Below are 15,876 nucleotides of genomic sequence, written 5' to 3'. Positions count from 1 at the left end.
TGAGTCAACCCAGCCTGATGATGCAAGTGATAAGTCATCTTTTATCAGTGCGTTATCTTGTTAAAAGATAAGGCTGCGATAATGGAGGGCACCTAATTCTGATTTTTAGTGTAACGTTTTCATTGTTTTGTGAATCTTTTACACTCTTTCTCGGCACCCTTGTACGGGATTTGTCCAGGGTTGCGAGCCCGCTCTCATTTTGTGTCCCGCGCCCGGGGATAAAAAAAGCCCCCGACTGGCGGGGGCAAAATGGATCGGGGCATGCAGTAGCCGCGTTCAGCGGCTGATCCTGAGCCCTTCGGCATTGAACACAAGGCAATTTTGCGGGGCAAAGAAGACATCCATCTTCTGGTACGGATGAAACTCCCCATCCCCTGCCAGCAGCAGCTTGAAGCCGTCGGTGCCGCAGCACTGACCGAACAGGTAGGTGCTGTTGCCAAGACGTTCCACCACCTCGCAGGTAAAGGCGAGGTGGATCCCCTCTGCGCCCGGCACCACATGCTCGGGACGCAGGCCAAGGGAGATCTCGCTGCCCGGCTCGAGTCGCTCGGTGAGGATGGGCAGGGTGAGCTCCTGCTGGCCGGCTACCTTGACCCGGATCTGCTCCGGGCTCCAGGCCAGTACGCGGGCCGGCAGGAAGTTCATCTTGGGTGAGCCGATGAAACCGGCCACGAAGCGGTTGCAGGGTTTGTAGTAGAGCTCCATCGGCGAGCCGACCTGTTCCACCTTGCCATAGTTCATCACCACTATCTTGTCGGCCAGGGTCATGGCCTCCACCTGATCGTGGGTCACGTAGATCATGGTGGTCTTGAGCTCCTGATGCAGCTTGGCGATGTGCAGGCGCATCTCGACACGCAGCTCGGCATCGAGGTTGGAGAGCGGCTCGTCAAACAGGAACACCTTGGGGTTGCGCACGATGGCACGGCCGATGGCTACCCGCTGGCGCTGGCCGCCGGAGAGTTGCTTGGGCTTGCGATCGAGCAGGTGGGAGAGCTGCAGCGTCTTGGCCACCATGCTGACCTGGTGGGTTATCTCCTCTTTCGGCACGCCATTGACACGCAGGCCATAGCCCATGTTCTCGGCCACCGTCATGTGGGGATAGAGGGCATAGGACTGGAACACCATGGCCACGCCGCGATGAGCCGGTGCGACATCGTTGACCACCTGCTCATCGATGGCAATCTGGCCTTCCGATATATCTTCCAGGCCGGCGATCATCCGCAGCAGGGTGGACTTGCCACAACCGGAAGGGCCGACGAAGACGGTGAACTCGCCGTCTTCCACGTCCAGGTTGACGTTATGCAAGGTCACGTTGCTGCCAAAACGCTTGACCACATTGTTCAATCTGATACTCGCCATGAGCTTTAACTCCTTGATAATGAATGCATTAGCTGCAGAACTCCGAGGTGGCCATACCCCTGCTGCGGCTTCTTTGCCCTGGGAGGGAGAAGGCGTTTCACACCGTTTCACTCTGTGGCTTTGCGAGGACTATATCAGTCAGGTGTAAACGGTTGCACAAAATGCTGTTTCTTTTGTGCATGAGATCACAGCCTTGGTACGTGCTACTGGCAGGCTGGGCAAGCACCGCTTACCGTAGAGCCATTCGGTGTAATCGTTACCTTTTTTGCCGCATGAAAGCGCAGTGAAAGGCGTGGGTGGCAAGAAACAAGAGAGAGAGCGAATTGCTCCGGATCTGATGTATAGGATTAAACCAGTTATTTATCATGACATTAGGTGACGGTGAGTGCGCGTCATAGAGGCCAGACCAGTACAGTGTGCAATGTGGTTGTGCTCTGTTTTACACACTAATCGGTAACAAGCGTCATAAGTTACACCGGCTGGATGGCATCGTAACACCCACCTAACCGACGTGGTCGGCGAAGGCCTGTTTTTACCTGAGTTAGGGACAAGGAAATCATATGAAAATCAATAAATTGACCGCTGCAATGTTGTTTTCTCTTGGCGTGGTGGGGTTGGGGCAGGTAGCCCGGGCTGCCGACGGTGAACTGCTGGTGTGGGAAGACATCAAGAAATCAAACGGCATAGAGAAGGCCGTCAAGGCGTTCGAAGCCAAGCACAACGTCAAGGTGAAGATCCTCGAAACCCCCTATGCCCAGCAGATCGAGAAGCTGCGCCTGGATGGCCCGGCCGGCATAGGCCCGGATGTGTTGGTATTGCCCCATGATCAGGTGGGCACCGCCGTGGTGCAGGGGCTCATCAGCGAGATCAAGCCGGGTGCCGACTATCTGGCAGGCTTTACCAAGCCGGCGGTGGATGCCCAGACTTATGAAGGCAAGCTCTATGGCCTGCCCAAGGCGGTCGAGACCATCGTCATGGTCTACAACAAAGACCTGCTGCCCAAGGCGCCGGAGAGCTTCGACGAGCTGGTCAAGGCCTCCCAGACCCTGCGTGGGGAGAACAAATACGGCCTGCTCGCCAAGTTTGACGAGATCTATTACTCCTACGGCGTAGTGGCCGCCATGGGGGGCTACATCTTCGGCCAGAACCCCAACGGTTCGCTCAACGTCAAGGACGTGGGCCTGGCCAACCAGGGGGCGGTCGACGCGGTCAGCTTCCTCAAGCGCTTCTATAGCGAAGGGCTTTTCCCGGCCGGTATCGTCGGTGAGACCGGCGCCAACGCCATCGATTCCCTGTTCACCGAGAAGAAGGCCGCTGCCGTCATCACCGGGCCCTGGTCGTTCCAACCCTACAAGGATGCCGGTGTGAACTACGGTGTCGCCCCGCTGCCGACACTGCCCAATGGCGAACACATGCGCTCCTTCCTCGGCGTGAAGGGGTACAGCATCTCCACCTATTCCAAGCAGAAAGAGCTGGCGCAGCAGTTCATCGAGTTCATCAACCAGCCTGAGTACGCCAAGGTCCGCTTCCAGAAGACCGGCGAGATCCCGCCGCTCAAGGCGCTGATCGACGATCCGCTCATCAAGGACGACGAGAAATCCCGGGCCGTGGCCATTCAGGCTGGCTTCGCCACCCCGATGCCGAGCGTGCCCGAGATGCAAGAGGTGTGGACCCCTGCCAACAGTGCACTGCAGCTTGGCGTGACTGGCAAGCAGGGTGTGAAGGCGGCACTGGAAGGTGCAGTCAAGAACATCAACATGCAGATCGAAGTTAACCACGCGCAGCAATAACACAAGTTGGGCGCAGGCCCAATTCGGGCCGGGCGGCATTCGTGGCCGCCCGGGCTCTTAATGGAAAGGAGGTACATTGTGGTTGTCGATTCCGGATCGCTTACCCAGATCGGTACAAGAACCCATCATGCCAAGGTGGCCGCCCTGCTCTCGCTGATCCCGGGACTCGGTCAGTGGTATAACCGGCAATGGGTCAAGGGCACCCTGTTTTTCACCGTCATGGCCTGCTTCTTCGGCGTATTCCATGATTTTCTATCTCAAGGGTTCTGGGGGTTGTTTACCCTTGGCACCGAGTTGCCCCGGGACAACTCCGTCTTCCTCCTGGCCAAGGGGGTTATCAGCGTACTGGTGGCCATCTTTGGTTGTGCCATCTATTACTGGAGCGTCCGCGACGCCTATGTTAACGGCGATCGCCGGGATCGTGGCGTAGCGCTGACCAGTGTGCGCAAGCAATACCAGTTGCTGCTGAGCGAAGGTTTTCCGTACCTGATGATCACCCCGGGCTTCATCCTGCTGGTGTTCGTGGTGGTGTTCCCCATCATCTTTGGTTTCTCCATCGCCTTCACCAACTACGATCTCTACCACACGCCGCCGGCCAAGCTGGTGGACTGGGTGGGGATGAAGAACTTCATCAACATCTTCAAGCTCGATCTGTGGCGTTCGACCTTGCTCGACGTGCTGCAGTGGACCGTGATCTGGACGCTGATCGCCACCACGTTGCAATGCTCGGTCGGGGTGCTGCTGGCGATCCTGGTCAATCAGAAGGATCTGCGCTTCAAGCCGCTCATCCGCACCATCCTGATCCTGCCGTGGGCAGTGCCCGGTTTTGTCACCATTCTGGTGTTCGCCGGCATGTTCAACGAGACCTTTGGCGTCATCAACAACGGTATTCTGGCTTCTCTGGGTATCGACCCCAAGGCATGGATGACAGATCCCTTCTGGACCAAGACGGCCCTCATCCTGATGCAGACCTGGCTTGGCTTCCCATTCGTCTTCGCCATGACCACTGGGGTGTTGCAGGCTATCCCGGATGATCTCTACGAGGCGGCCACCATCGACGGTGCCAGCACATGGCACAAGCTGACCACCATTACGCTGCCCCTGGTGCTGTATTCGATCGCTCCGATCCTCATCACCCAGTACACCTTCAACTTCAACAACTTCAACATTATTTACCTGTTCAACAACGGGGGACCTGCGGTGGCTGGTTCCAATGCCGGCGGCACCGACATCCTGGTCTCCTGGATCTACAAGCTGACCATGTCGTCATCCCAGTATGCGATTGCAGCGAGCATCACCATTCTGCTCTCCATCTTCGTGGTCGGCATTGCCCTGTGGCAGTTCCGTGCGACCAATTCGTTCAAGCAAGACGACATGGTGTAAGGAGATCCAGCCATGAGTGCCAAACACAGTCTGAAAAAGAGTAATGCCATCCGCCTGACCCTAAGCTATTTGCTGCTGGCTATGGTTGCGGTGATCATCATCTACCCCCTCATCTGGACGGTGGGGGCATCCCTCAACCCGGGCAGCAGCCTGCTCAACACCTCGATCATCCCGGAAAACTTCTCCTTTATTCATTACCAGGAGCTGTTTGACGGGCGCATCGACTACGCCGCCTGGTACTGGAACTCGATGAAGATCAGTTTCCTGACCATGGTGTTGACCCTCATCAGCGTCAGCTTCACTGCCTATGCCTTCTCGCGCTTTCGTTTCCGTGGGCGGCAAAATGGCCTGATGTTGTTCCTGTTGTTGCAGATGGTGCCCCAGTTCTCGGCCCTCATCGCCATCTTCGTGTTGGCCCAGATGCTGGGTCTGGTCAACAGCCACCTGGCGCTGGTGCTGGTCTATGTGGGCGGCATGATCCCGATGAACACCTATCTGATGAAGGGTTATCTGGACGCCATCCCCAAGGATCTTGACGAGTCGGCGCGTATGGACGGAGCGGGCAACTTCCGCATCTTCATCGAGATCATCATGCCGCTCTCCAAGCCCATCATTGCGGTGGTTGCACTGTTCTCCTTCACCGGCCCGCTTGGCGACTTCATCCTGGCCAGCACCATATTGCGCACCCCGGATCAGTTCACCTTGCCCATTGGTCTCTACAACCTGGTCGCCCAGAAGATGGGGGCCAGCTACACCACCTATGCGGCGGGAGCTGTGCTCATCGCGGTGCCGGTGGCCATCTTGTACCTCTCCTTGCAGAAGTACTTCGTTTCCGGTCTTACCGCAGGTGGGACCAAGGGTTAATCCGTTAAACAGGACGTTCGACATGAAAATCAAGAAGACGCTGGTGATGGCGGCGCTGCTCGCCACCGGCATGTTGGGTATGCATGCCCCCGCCGTGGCTGCCGAAAATGTGGTGGTGCAACCAGTTGCGGTACCGCAGGAGTTCATCAAGGGGGCTGATGTCTCCATGCTGGCCGAAGTAGAGAAATTTGGTGGCAAGTTCTTTGATGCCAGTGGCAAGCAACAGGACGCCATGGCAATCCTCAAGGAGAACGGCTTTAACTACATTCGCCTGCGCCTGTGGGTAGACCCCAAGGATGCGGACGGCAAGCCTTACGGCGGTGGTAACAACGATCTGGCTGCAACGATAGCGCTTGCCAAGCGTGCCAAGGCCCTTGGTATGAAGTTCCTGCTCGATTTCCACTACAGCGACTTCTGGACCGATCCGGGCCGCCAGAACAAGCCCAAGGCGTGGCGTACGATGTCAGTCAAGCAGTTGGCGGATGCCGTTTACGCCCATACCAAGGAAAGCATGGATGCCCTGGCAAAGGCCGGTGTGATGCCTGACATGGTGCAGGTCGGCAACGAGATCAATGGTGGCATGTTATGGCCAGAGGGCAAGAGCTGGGGGCAAAACGGTGGGGAGTTTGATCGCCTGGCCACACTGCTCAAGGCTGGTGTACGTGCTGTGAAAGAGCACGGCAAAGATATCAAGGTGATGCTGCATCTGGCTGAGGGCACCAAAAACGACACCTTCGTCTGGTGGTTTGATGAAGTCGCCAAGCGCGAGGTGCCCTTCGATATCATCGGACTCTCCTTCTACACCTACTGGAATGGCCCCATCAATGCCCTCAAGGCCAACATGGATGACATCAGCAAGCGCTATGGCAAGGATGTGATCGTGGTCGAGGCCGCCTACGGCTACACCACGGAGAACTGCGACAACGCCGAGAACAACTTCACTGCCAAGGAGGCGAGCGACGGTGGTTACCCGGCCAGCGTACAGGGGCAGGCCGACTTCCTGCGCGATCTGATCAAGAGCGTGGTGGCGGTACCGGACGGGCGTGGCAAGGGAGTCTTCTACTGGGAGCCTGCGTGGCTGCCAACCCCTGGTGCCACTTGGGCTACCAAGGCTGGGATGAAGTACAACAACGACGACTGGAAAGAGGGCAATGCCCGGGAGAACCAGGCGCTGTTTGACTGCTCCGGCCATGTGCTTCCCTCGATCAAGGTATTCAACTGACCCGGTTCAACCGATAGGGCGACCGGCCATGGCCGGCGCCCCCTCGTTTTAGGAGATGTGTGATGTTCAAGTTTCCCCCGCTCAGTGAACGCGTGCCCGCCCTGCTGCATGGTGCTGATTACAACCCGGATCAGTGGCTGGATGATCCCCAGGTGTTCGAGCGCGATCTCGAGATGATGAAGCAAACCCGCTGCAACGTGATGTCGGTCGGCATCTTCAGTTGGTCTTCCCTGGAGCCACAAGAGGGGCACTATGAGTTCGGCTGGCTCGATACGGTGCTCGATCGCTTGCACGAAAACGGTGTGTCAGTTTTCCTCGCCACACCAAGTGGTGCTCGTCCGGCTTGGCTTTCCCAGCGTTATCCCGAGGTGCTGCGGGTCAGCAAGGAACGTGTGAAGGCACTGCACGGTGGCCGTCACAATCACTGTATGAGTTCGCCTGTCTATCGTGACAAGGTGCGCGCTATCAACGGTGCCCTGGCCGAACGCTACGGCCATCATCCCGGTGTCATCGCCTGGCACATCTCCAACGAGTACGGCGGCGAGTGCCACTGCGAGCTTTGTCAGGAGCGCTTTCGTGACTGGCTCAAGGCTCGTTATGGCAGCATAGAAGCGCTCAATCACGCCTGGTGGAGCAGCTTCTGGAGCCATACCTACACCGACTGGTCACAGATCGAATCCCCGTCTCCCATCGGCGAGAGCTCGATCCACGGCCTCAACCTAGACTGGAAGCGTTTCAATACCGCCCAGGTGAGCGATTTCTGTGCCGAGGAGATCAAGCCCTTGAAGGCGGCCAACCCGAGCCTGCCGGCCACCACCAACTTCATGGAGTACTTCTACGACTATGACTACTGGCAGTTGGCCAAGGAGATCGATTTCATCTCCTGGGACAGCTACCCCCTCTGGCACAACAGTGGCGATGACTCGACCCTGGCGGCGTACACCGCCATGTATCACGACCTGATGCGCACTCTCAAGGGAGGCAAACCTTTCTTCCTGATGGAGTCGACCCCGAGCCTGACCAACTGGCAGCCCATCAGCAAGCTCAAAAAGCCGGGAATGCATATCCTCTCCTCCTTGCAGGCGGTAGCCCACGGCTCCGACTCGGTGCAGTACTTCCAGTGGCGCAAGAGCCGTGGTTCGGTCGAGAAGTTCCACGGCGCCGTGGTCGATCACGTTGGTCACATCGATACCCGGGTGGGCCGCGAGGTGCAGGCGCTAGGCGAGATCCTGGCCAAGTTGCAAGAGGTCGCTGGCAGCCGCGTCGAGGCCAAAGTGGCCATCATTTTCGACTGGGAGAGCCGTTGGGCCATGGACAATGCCCAGGGGCCGCGCAATGCCGGCCTCTTCTACGAGAAGACGGTAGCCGAGCACTACCGCCCATTCTGGGAGGCCGGGGTGGCGGTGGATGTCATCAATGCCGACTGCGCGCTTGATGGCTATGACCTGGTTATCGCCCCGATGCTCTACATGGTGCGCGATGGCTTTGCCGAACGGGTTGACGCCTTTGTCAAACGAGGTGGGCAGTTTGTTACCACTTACTGGAGTGGCATCGTCAACGAGACCGATCTCTGTCACCTGGGGGGATTCCCAGGGCCGCTACGCCCGGTCCTTGGGATCTGGGCAGAGGAGATAGACGGTCTCTATGACGAGGAACGTAACGCCGTCTCGGGTCTTGCTGGCAACGAAGCCGGACTCTGCGGCCCTTACGAAGTCACTCACCTTTGCGATCTCATCCACCTAGAAGGCGCGAGGGCCCTGGCCAGCTATGACGGTGACTTTTATGCCGGACGTCCGGCGGTGACGGTCAACGAGCACGGGACAGGTCGCGCTTATTATGTCGCCTCGCGAAATGATCTGGCGTTCCAACACGACTTCTTTGGCCATCTCATCGAGACCCTGGCCCTGCCGCGTGCTTTGCCAGCCTTGCCGGAGGGGGTCACCGCCCAGTGCCGCAGCGATGGTAAGCAGGTGTTCGTGTTTGTGCAAAACTTCGCCAACGCCGAGCGCCTGGTCACTCTGCCGGGTGGTCACAGTGACATGGTGAGCGGTGAGGCGCTGAGCGATTCACTGGTGCTGCCTCCATTCGGCTGCCGGGTGCTGCGTCGCGCCCGTTGATTGCGGGGCGGAGCCAGTGGCTTCGCCCTCTTATTCACGTTTAGGAGGTTCAAATGGTCAAGATGCAGGACTTCAAGCGTCTGTTCGCCGCGGCCCTCGGCCACAAGGAGGAGAAATCGGCCGAGGCACCGCTCTCCAGGCTGGACGAAGCGGCCATCACCGCGCTCATCGCTGCCTTTGGCGGGCGCGACAACATCGTGGGCTTTGACGCCTGCCTGACCCGGCTGCGGGTCAGGGTCAATGCCTTGCAGCCGGTCGACAGCGAGGCGCTGCAGCGTCTCGGCGCCATAGGCGTCATCATCATCGGCGACGAGGTGCAGGCCATCTTCGGCAAGCGCTCGGACAACCTGCGTCGTGATCTCGGTCAGTGGTTCGAGCTGCACGAGCCGGAGCAGCACTAGGATGCGCCCCCCGCTGAGCTGGCCACTGTTGGTCATGCTGGGAGCCATCAGTGCAGGTGCTGGTGCCGCTCCTCATAACCTGGCTATCCGAGGGGCGGATGTCTCCACCCTAGCCGAACTCGAGCGCCTGGGCGTTCACTATCAAGACGGAACGCGGCAGGGGGATTTGCTAACCCTGATGCGCAAGCGTGGCCTCAACCTGGTACGCCTGCGGCTGTGGGTCGATCCCCGTTCGGCCAAGGGGGAACCCTTTGGTGGTGGCAACAATGACTTGGAAAAGGTGATTGCACTGGCGCAGCGAAGCCGGTCCCTCAACCTGCCCTGGTTGCTCGATCTTCATTACAGCGACTTCTGGGCCGACCCTGGCAAGCAGCACACGCCACGGACCTGGCGAGGCAAGTCGGATGCAGAGCTGGCGGCAATGCTGCACGATTACAGCGCCGCCGTGATACAACGCCTGCGCGAGGCCGGGGTGCAACCGCAAATGGTGCAGGTCGGCAACGAACTCAATAACGGCATGCTGTGGCCGCAGGGGCAACTACACCGGCAAGAAGAAGAGGAGGGGTTCGATCGATTAGCCCAGTTGCTCAAGGCGGCCATCGCCGGGATCCGTGCTGGCAGCGAGGGGGGTATCACCCCACGACTGATGCTACATCTTGCTGAAGGAGGGGATGAGGCTCAGTGCCTACGCTGGTTCAAGGCGATGCAGGTACGCGATGTGCCGTTCGATCTGGTGGGTATCTCCTTCTACCCATATTGGCACGGATCTCTGGACGACCTCTCGCGCACCATGAACAGCCTTGCCACCCAAATCAGGCGTCCGCTGCTGGTCGTTGAGACCGCCTATGGGCATGACACCGTCAACCAGGACGAGGTTCGTAACGCCTTCGGTGAGCAGGAGGCCGTACGCGGCGGGTTTGCTGCGACGCCCGAGGGGCAACTAGCGTTTCTCGATGCACTGCGTGCTGCTATTGCCGCAGTGCCGGATCAGCTCGGGCTCGGGTTTGTCTATTGGGAGCCGGGCTGGATCCGGGTCCCCGGCGACAGTTGGGCCAGTCGCGCTGGCATGGCGTTCCTCGGGATAGATGAGCCCCTCGGCAATGGCTGGGAGAACCAGGCCCTGTTTGATCGGGAGGGCAGAGGACTGCCGGCGTTGGCCGCCTTTGTCCTGACCCGCTGACTATTTCATATTAAAGAGATGACAACAGCACCATGAAGATTGACATGAAAAAGACCAAAATTGTCTGCACCATCGGTCCGAAGACCGAATCCAAAGAAATGCTGGCCAAAATGCTGGACGCCGGCATGAACGTCATGCGCCTGAACTTCTCCCACGGTGACTACGCCGAGCACGGCAGCCGCATCAGCAACCTGCGCGCTGTGATGGCAGAGACCGGCAAGCACGCTGCTATCCTGCTGGACACCAAGGGTCCGGAAATCCGTACCATGAAGCTGGAAGGCGGCAACGACGTCGCGCTGGTCGCTGGCCAGACTTTCACCTTCACCACCGACCAGACCGTGGTTGGCAACAAAGACAAAGTGGCCGTGACCTATGCAGGTTTCGCCAACGATCTGCGCGTCGGCAACCGCATCCTGGTTGATGACGGCCTGATCGGTCTGGACGTTATCGAAATCACCGAGCGCGAAGTTATCTGTAAAGTGCTGAACAACGGTGACCTGGGCGAGAACAAAGGCGTTAACCTGCCGGGCGTCTCCATCAAGCTGCCGGCCCTGGCCGAGAAAGACAAGCGCGACCTGATCTTCGGTTGCGAGCAAGGCGTTGATTTCGTTGCTGCTTCTTTCATCCGTAAGAAAGAAGACGTTCTGGAAATCCGTGAGCACCTGAAAGCCCACGGTGGCGAGAACATCCAGATCATCTCCAAGATCGAAAACCAGGAAGGTCTGGACAACTTCGACGAGATCCTGGCTGTTTCCGACGGCATCATGGTTGCTCGTGGCGACATGGGTGTAGAGATCCCGGTTGAAGAGGTTATCTTCGCCCAGAAGATGATCATCGCCAAGTGCAACAAAGCCCGCAAAGTGGTTATCACTGCCACCCAGATGCTGGACTCCATGATCAAGAACCCGCGTCCGACCCGCGCCGAAGCTGGTGACGTGGCCAACGCCATCCTAGACGGTACCGACGCAGTGATGCTGTCCGGTGAATCCGCCAAGGGTAAGTACCCACTGGAAGCCGTGACCATCATGGCCACCATCTGCGAGCGTACCGATGCCGTGATGCCGTCCAACCTGTCTGCTGCCAACGACAGCAAGAAGCTGCGCATCACCGAAGCCGTATGTAAAGGCGCCGTAGAGACCTCCGAGAAGCTGGACGCCCCGCTGATCGTGGTTGCTACCGAAGGCGGCAAATCTGCCAAGGCCATTCGCAAGTACTTCCCGAAAGCCTGGATCCTGGCTATCACCACCAACAAGAAAACTGCTGCCCAGCTGGTTCTGACCAAGGGTGTGGTTGCCCACGTGGTTGACAGCATCGCCTCTACCGACGATTTCTATCGCATCGGTAAAGAAGCCGCGCTGGAAATCGGCATGGGTCTGAAAGGTGACGTGGTTGTGATGGTCTCCGGTGCTCTGGTACCGAGCGGCACAACTAACACCGCCTCCGTGCATATACTCTGAGCGGGAGTCGAGTCTTTTTAGTCCCATACTAGACTTAAACATTCTTAGCTAACTTCTAACTACTCAGAACCCGTGATGCACCATATCACGGGTTCTGTATTTCAAGAGGGGGTACGCATATGTTATAAATATGCGCTATCTTACCGCCTTGATATCACTGCAGAAAACGTGGTTTACCACCTTTCCATCTTCTGCGGGGCACTTCCATTTTACCTATGCTTCTGAAGAGCTCATACATCACAGTCAGTAGCATTTCATCAAATTTGAGCAAATAGTTCAGCACATTATGCAATAGCAGATGACGTTCTTCTAAGTCATCGTGATACACCATGCTAATATCGTATATTCCCTACTCCTCAAACTTATTCCTATACGCATTACAGTTGTAATATGTTCTGGGTGCACTGCTCAGTGATTTCCAGCCTTGGCCTAATCGACGCCAAAGGTTAATATCAGTGACGGCGTATCGTTTGTGGGCACGGATGGCGCCAGATAACGGCAAGCATTAAACCTCAGGCCTAGGTTCCAATACGCCAGCGAAGGAGGCGATCCGGGTCGGTTTCGATTACTTCAAAGGCAACCTGAATCGGGTCAGCGCAACGGCCAAGTTCTCCGAGCATGAGTACCATTTGCATGTGGTCGAGCTACATAACTCCGGCCCCAGCACCAAAACCAGTCTGGCCGCGCTGGTGGCGTTTTGTTCCATTCTGATGGGCAAGGTGGTGCAGGAGCAGATGGTGGTGCTGGGTGACATGACGCTAGGCGGTGTGGTCAATCCGGTTGAGGATTTGGCTGGCAGTCTGCAACTGGCAATGGACAGTGGCGGAAAACGAGTATTACTGCCGATGGCGTCAGCCTCGGATATTCCAACCGTACCGGCGGAGATCTTCTCCAAGTTTCAAATCAGCTTTTATGCTGATCCGGTGGATGCCGTCTACAAGGCATTAGGGGTTCAGTAGTCAGCCAAAAAAAGAAGTCTCAGGTAGGGCGAGCTACATGCTCACCCTCTGCCTCAGATTTATCTTTTCGTGGCTTGAACATTACCGCATTCCTGCCGGTAGACATCCAGATAGAGATATCCGTAGCTGGCTTTGGGATTAGCCAGACATACCCATTCCCCTTGCTGCAACGTCACCAATTTATCTTGGTCACTCAGTAGTTCTCCTTGTTGAAAGAGCTTGCTAAGGCGCTCAATAAAACTCGGTATAACGGTATCAATGTCGGTGAGCCATTGCTCGTCAGCATCGCCATAGACGCCGCAGCGATCCCAAAGCAGGGAAACCCTGCTTCGTTCAACAATTGCACGTGCGCCAAAACGTGGTTGAACTTGGGTGTGTAATCCCCAACTCCCTATGGTTCCCATTTTCTGTGTACTCCTAATGATGGTAAGTCGTTGTAGAGCTCACTGCTGGCCATGCCTTCTTCCTCCATGGGCTACCTGACCGGCGTGGTAGTTACAAATTCCCTCGTTCTGCCAGCGACACCACACCCTCAGTACCGACGACCAGATGCTCCAAAATCCGGATATCCACCAGTGCCAGGGCATTCTGTAGGCGCAGGGTGATCTCGATATCTGCCCGGCTGGGTTCCGGGTATCCCGACGGGTGGTTATGCACCAGCATCAGGGCGGCAGCATTGTGGGGCAGTGCTCGCTTGACGACATCGCGGGGGTAGATGGTCGCAGCGGACAGGGTGCCAAGGAACAGTTCCTCGTAGGCCAGGATCCGGTGTTGGTTATCGAGGAACAGTGCCGCAAAAACTTCTCGATCCCGTGTTTGCAGCAGCCCTTGCAGGGCCTGATGGGCCAAGTGTTTATCGGTAATAGCTTCTCCCTTGGCCAGTTTCTGCCGGGCAACAGCTTGGGCGATGGTGAGCAGGTCATCGTCGGTGACAAGGTCAGTCACCCGGTAGGTGCCGGGTTGCTCCCCGGCGGTGAGTTTTTGATGCAACATGATTAGGCTCCATACGCCATCGCCCCACCGCATTGGACGCGGCAGGCTAGGCGAAGTAGTTGGTTAATGGGTTACTGAATGGGGTGTGACCGCAGGCTTGGCTGGCTGTGTTCAGGCCGCCAAGGTGTGCGGGGTGTAGTCGTGTAGCGGAATGTGGTAACTGGTGGCGAGCATGGTGCCTAACTGGGTTAGCCAGCGGTGATCCGGATGATCGCACAGCCATTGCGCCAGTCTGTCACCCCGTTCGTTTTCATAGCGTAGGTAGATAGCGTAACCGGCCACCGGCTGGCCTTGGTCATGCACTGCTTCAATCTGACCATTGTGCTCAAGATAAGCCTTCAGCTCGATGGCGATCACGGCGTTAATCATCTTCGCTCTCCTTGTCGGCGATGGGGTCACTCTCCAGGACATAGCCGCGATGGGTGCAGATGCGCTGCAGGTCAGCCAGGAAACTTGCCAGTACGCGAGGCCGCTCGGTGAGCGGCACGGGTCCAGCTTGGCAACGCCAGAAACAGCGACGTTTGAGGGCGATGCAGATCTCATCTCTCGGCTGGCTCATGGTGTGCCAGTCCTCGGCATTGCTGATGGTGAGCAGTTGCCACTGCACGCCTGACCAACGGACCTGCAGGGTGACTGTGCGGATGTGTGGACTATCCGGTGTCAGGTGCAGCAGCCATCGCTGACTACTGCGGGTGGGGGTTATCTTGGCGTTGGCGACAACTTGTCCCAACCACTGACGTGAGTAGTGGGAGAGCGCTAATTCTTGGCTCATCGTGTCCTCCTAATCTCCTGCGACCGTGACGCTGAAACACTCCAACCGGCAGTAGGCAATGAAGTTGCTCTGCCAGATATCGAACAGCTCCCGCGCTTCGGCCAGCCGCAGCGGTCCCCAGCCCAGCATGGTGTGTTCCCCATCAAGGAAGTTGAAATCGAGCTCCTTGCTGAGCTCGGCATCCGAGCCCAGCCCTTGATAACTGAAGTCGGTGACGTAATCGAACAGCCAGCCATCGAGCCCACGGATCAGCCGGATCTCGACTGGGTGCACGCCGCCTTGAGCGGCACTGTAGCCGGGGTTACGAAAGTTGAAGGTCAGTTGGGTTAAGCGCTCGATGTCGAGCTCGGTTTTAGCGACTTCTTGGTTGAGCAGAACCAGCAAAGCTTGGGCAACGGGCAGGGCAAAGCCCTCCCGGAAAAAGGGAATGGCCATGGTGTACTCCTTGTGGGGGTTAATCTTGGTCGAACAGCTCGCGCATTTTTTTGGCCACACGGGCACGGATCTGTTCATCAATAAAGGCGGCAATGCTGGCGAGAGCTGCACTCAGTACCGCTATGTCATCGGTGAGTCCCATCGGCAACACATCCGGGATCGCATCAATGGGCGATATAAAGTAGGCCAGCGCACTGTAAATCAGGAGCTTGGCCCAAAGCGGCAGATCATCCTTTTGGCTGGTGTAGTAGAGCAACAGGCAGGTCTCGATAAAGGGCCGACCGGCACGTTTGGCAAAGGCCCAGAGTTTGTGCCAAAAGCCTTGGTGATCGAACGGCTCGCATTCAGGGGGAATGCAGGGGGGCATAGTGCGTCTCCTTCAAGAGTGGGTGAATGGCAGAAATAAAAAGAGGAGGCAAATGCCTCCTCTTGGATGGGAATGGGTGTGACCTATTGGTCCCACATCAAGCAGTCAAACTCGGGGGTATTGGTGGCGGGCAGAACTGATGCCACCTCTTGGGTCGGCAGTGCGAGCTGCTTGCCGTCAGCCGTCAAAATTCTGATCGACTTGGCCTTGCGTAGTTTGCCCCACATGTCGAAGAAATTGTTCTCACCGACACGGGACTCGGTCTCATAGGGCGCATCGTATTGGCTGCCATCGACGACGATGGAGAAAGCCTGCCCAGCATAAGAGCCGTACTCCTTGCCCTGCACGGTGGCCGTCATGCTGACCTTGCGGGTGTCATTACAGGCGATATAGAGGTTGTTTTGCTCGTTGACCACCGCCGTGTATTCGCTGGTGCCCTGACCCCAGCCGCTGCTCCAGCGTCCGGCCTCGCCATACGCCATGGCGTTGCCGCACAGCAGCAGTGCTGTTGAGGTAATGAAGAGTTTTTTCATCCCTGTGACTCCTAAAGGCTCAAGGATTTAGATGAGCCATTAAC

General features: G+C 57.4%; 17 protein-coding genes. 9 read left to right on the top strand and 8 right to left on the bottom strand.

The genetic code is table 11. The annotated features are described in order from the left end of the window. Nucleotides 1-276 precede the first annotated feature (276 nt). Nucleotides 277-1,359 carry a sn-glycerol-3-phosphate ABC transporter ATP-binding protein UgpC gene (gene ugpC / locus MRK42_RS16500; protein ID WP_100654389.1) on the bottom strand — a complete coding sequence of 361 codons (1,083 nt, stop codon included), beginning with the start codon at nucleotides 1,357-1,359 and terminating at the stop codon, nucleotides 277-279. 560 nt (nucleotides 1,360-1,919) lie between these two features. Between ugpC and MRK42_RS16495 the strand changes: the two genes are divergently transcribed. From MRK42_RS16495 to MRK42_RS16455, 9 genes are all read left to right on the top strand, one after another. Continuing rightward, nucleotides 1,920-3,149: an extracellular solute-binding protein gene (locus tag MRK42_RS16495; RefSeq protein ID WP_100654388.1), complete on the top strand. Its 1,230-nt coding sequence runs from the start codon at nucleotides 1,920-1,922 to the stop codon at nucleotides 3,147-3,149. Nucleotides 3,150-3,227: 78 nt separating this feature from the next. Then, entirely contained in the window at nucleotides 3,228-4,532 is a 1,305-nt protein-coding gene (locus MRK42_RS16490; protein WP_041212958.1) for a sugar ABC transporter permease, read from the top strand. A 12-nt stretch (nucleotides 4,533-4,544) separates the two neighbouring features. Next, the gene (locus MRK42_RS16485; protein ID WP_041212959.1) at nucleotides 4,545-5,396 is read left to right on the top strand and encodes a sugar ABC transporter permease; all 852 of its coding nucleotides are present in this window, start codon (nucleotides 4,545-4,547) and stop codon (nucleotides 5,394-5,396) included. Nucleotides 5,397-5,418: 22 nt separating this feature from the next. After that, on the top strand, nucleotides 5,419-6,618 hold the full coding sequence (locus MRK42_RS16480) for an arabinogalactan endo-beta-1,4-galactanase (RefSeq protein WP_100654387.1): 1,200 nt from the start codon (nucleotides 5,419-5,421) through the stop codon (nucleotides 6,616-6,618). Nucleotides 6,619-6,680: 62 nt separating this feature from the next. Continuing rightward, nucleotides 6,681-8,735 (top strand): beta-galactosidase, encoded by a 2,055-nt coding sequence (locus MRK42_RS16475; protein ID WP_100654386.1) that lies wholly within the window; start codon nucleotides 6,681-6,683, stop codon nucleotides 8,733-8,735. A 53-nt stretch (nucleotides 8,736-8,788) separates the two neighbouring features. Next, a complete protein-coding gene (locus tag MRK42_RS16470; RefSeq protein WP_100654385.1) occupies nucleotides 8,789-9,136 on the top strand; it encodes a glucose PTS transporter subunit EIIB in 348 nt (115 codons plus the stop codon). Nucleotide 9,137: 1 nt separating this feature from the next. Beyond that, nucleotides 9,138-10,316, top strand: a complete 1,179-nt coding sequence (locus MRK42_RS16465; protein WP_270659456.1) for a glycosyl hydrolase 53 family protein — start codon at nucleotides 9,138-9,140, stop codon at nucleotides 10,314-10,316. 44 nt (nucleotides 10,317-10,360) lie between these two features. After that, nucleotides 10,361-11,773, top strand: a complete 1,413-nt coding sequence (pykF, locus tag MRK42_RS16460; protein WP_100654852.1) for a pyruvate kinase PykF — start codon at nucleotides 10,361-10,363, stop codon at nucleotides 11,771-11,773. A 548-nt stretch (nucleotides 11,774-12,321) separates the two neighbouring features. Beyond that, on the top strand, nucleotides 12,322-12,732 hold the full coding sequence (locus tag MRK42_RS16455) for a S16 family serine protease (RefSeq protein WP_270659166.1): 411 nt from the start codon (nucleotides 12,322-12,324) through the stop codon (nucleotides 12,730-12,732). 59 nt (nucleotides 12,733-12,791) lie between these two features. Here MRK42_RS16455 and MRK42_RS16450 read toward each other — a convergent pair whose 3' ends face one another. The 7 genes from MRK42_RS16450 to MRK42_RS16420 form a co-directional block, all read right to left on the bottom strand. Beyond that, entirely contained in the window at nucleotides 12,792-13,136 is a 345-nt protein-coding gene (locus tag MRK42_RS16450; RefSeq protein ID WP_082177875.1) for a type IV toxin-antitoxin system YeeU family antitoxin, read from the bottom strand. A gap of 91 nt (nucleotides 13,137-13,227) precedes the next feature. After that, on the bottom strand, nucleotides 13,228-13,725 hold the full coding sequence (gene radC, locus MRK42_RS16445) for a DNA repair protein RadC (RefSeq protein ID WP_168176951.1): 498 nt from the start codon (nucleotides 13,723-13,725) through the stop codon (nucleotides 13,228-13,230). Between the two features lie 111 nt (nucleotides 13,726-13,836). Further along, on the bottom strand, nucleotides 13,837-14,094 hold the full coding sequence (locus MRK42_RS16440; protein ID WP_270659159.1) for a hypothetical protein: 258 nt from the start codon (nucleotides 14,092-14,094) through the stop codon (nucleotides 13,837-13,839). Next, nucleotides 14,087-14,497, bottom strand: a complete 411-nt coding sequence (locus tag MRK42_RS16435; protein WP_323906261.1) for a hypothetical protein — start codon at nucleotides 14,495-14,497, stop codon at nucleotides 14,087-14,089. Before MRK42_RS16435 ends, MRK42_RS16440 begins: the two co-directional genes overlap by 8 nt. 9 nt (nucleotides 14,498-14,506) lie before the next feature. After that, entirely contained in the window at nucleotides 14,507-14,932 is a 426-nt protein-coding gene (locus MRK42_RS16430) for a DUF2787 domain-containing protein (protein WP_100654380.1), read from the bottom strand. Between the two features lie 19 nt (nucleotides 14,933-14,951). After that, the gene (locus MRK42_RS16425; protein ID WP_100654379.1) at nucleotides 14,952-15,299 is read right to left on the bottom strand and encodes a DUF1232 domain-containing protein; all 348 of its coding nucleotides are present in this window, start codon (nucleotides 15,297-15,299) and stop codon (nucleotides 14,952-14,954) included. An 83-nt stretch (nucleotides 15,300-15,382) separates the two neighbouring features. Continuing rightward, a complete protein-coding gene (locus MRK42_RS16420; RefSeq protein WP_100654378.1) occupies nucleotides 15,383-15,832 on the bottom strand; it encodes a hypothetical protein in 450 nt (149 codons plus the stop codon). Nucleotides 15,833-15,876 lie beyond the last annotated feature (44 nt).

Source organism: Aeromonas sp. 19NY04SH05-1 (assembly GCF_040581895.1).
Classification (GTDB): Bacteria; Pseudomonadota; Gammaproteobacteria; order Enterobacterales; family Aeromonadaceae; genus Aeromonas; species Aeromonas enteropelogenes.
Note: the sequence above shows the minus strand (reverse complement) of the source record. Positions and strands in the feature narration are given on the sequence as shown.

Bases quoted from the DNA above. Each gene is read 5' to 3' on its own strand.
- ugpC (WP_100654389.1), bottom strand. From the start codon at position 1,359: ATGGCGAGTATCAGATTGAACAATGTGGTCAAGCGTTTTGGCAGCAAC.
- MRK42_RS16495 (WP_100654388.1), top strand. From the start codon at position 1,920: ATGAAAATCAATAAATTGACCGCTGCAATGTTGTTTTCTCTTGGCGTG.
- MRK42_RS16485 (WP_041212959.1), top strand. From the start codon at position 4,545: ATGAGTGCCAAACACAGTCTGAAAAAGAGTAATGCCATCCGCCTGACC.
- MRK42_RS16480 (WP_100654387.1), top strand. From the start codon at position 5,419: ATGAAAATCAAGAAGACGCTGGTGATGGCGGCGCTGCTCGCCACCGGC.
- MRK42_RS16475 (WP_100654386.1), top strand. From the start codon at position 6,681: ATGTTCAAGTTTCCCCCGCTCAGTGAACGCGTGCCCGCCCTGCTGCAT.
- MRK42_RS16470 (WP_100654385.1), top strand. From the start codon at position 8,789: ATGGTCAAGATGCAGGACTTCAAGCGTCTGTTCGCCGCGGCCCTCGGC.
- MRK42_RS16465 (WP_270659456.1), top strand. From the start codon at position 9,138: ATGCGCCCCCCGCTGAGCTGGCCACTGTTGGTCATGCTGGGAGCCATC.
- pykF (WP_100654852.1), top strand. From the start codon at position 10,361: ATGAAAAAGACCAAAATTGTCTGCACCATCGGTCCGAAGACCGAATCC.
- MRK42_RS16450 (WP_082177875.1), bottom strand. From the start codon at position 13,136: ATGGGAACCATAGGGAGTTGGGGATTACACACCCAAGTTCAACCACGT.
- radC (WP_168176951.1), bottom strand. From the start codon at position 13,725: ATGTTGCATCAAAAACTCACCGCCGGGGAGCAACCCGGCACCTACCGG.
- MRK42_RS16440 (WP_270659159.1), bottom strand. From the start codon at position 14,094: ATGATTAACGCCGTGATCGCCATCGAGCTGAAGGCTTATCTTGAGCAC.
- MRK42_RS16435 (WP_323906261.1), bottom strand. From the start codon at position 14,497: ATGAGCCAAGAATTAGCGCTCTCCCACTACTCACGTCAGTGGTTGGGA.
- MRK42_RS16430 (WP_100654380.1), bottom strand. From the start codon at position 14,932: ATGGCCATTCCCTTTTTCCGGGAGGGCTTTGCCCTGCCCGTTGCCCAA.
- MRK42_RS16425 (WP_100654379.1), bottom strand. From the start codon at position 15,299: ATGCCCCCCTGCATTCCCCCTGAATGCGAGCCGTTCGATCACCAAGGC.
- MRK42_RS16420 (WP_100654378.1), bottom strand. From the start codon at position 15,832: ATGAAAAAACTCTTCATTACCTCAACAGCACTGCTGCTGTGCGGCAAC.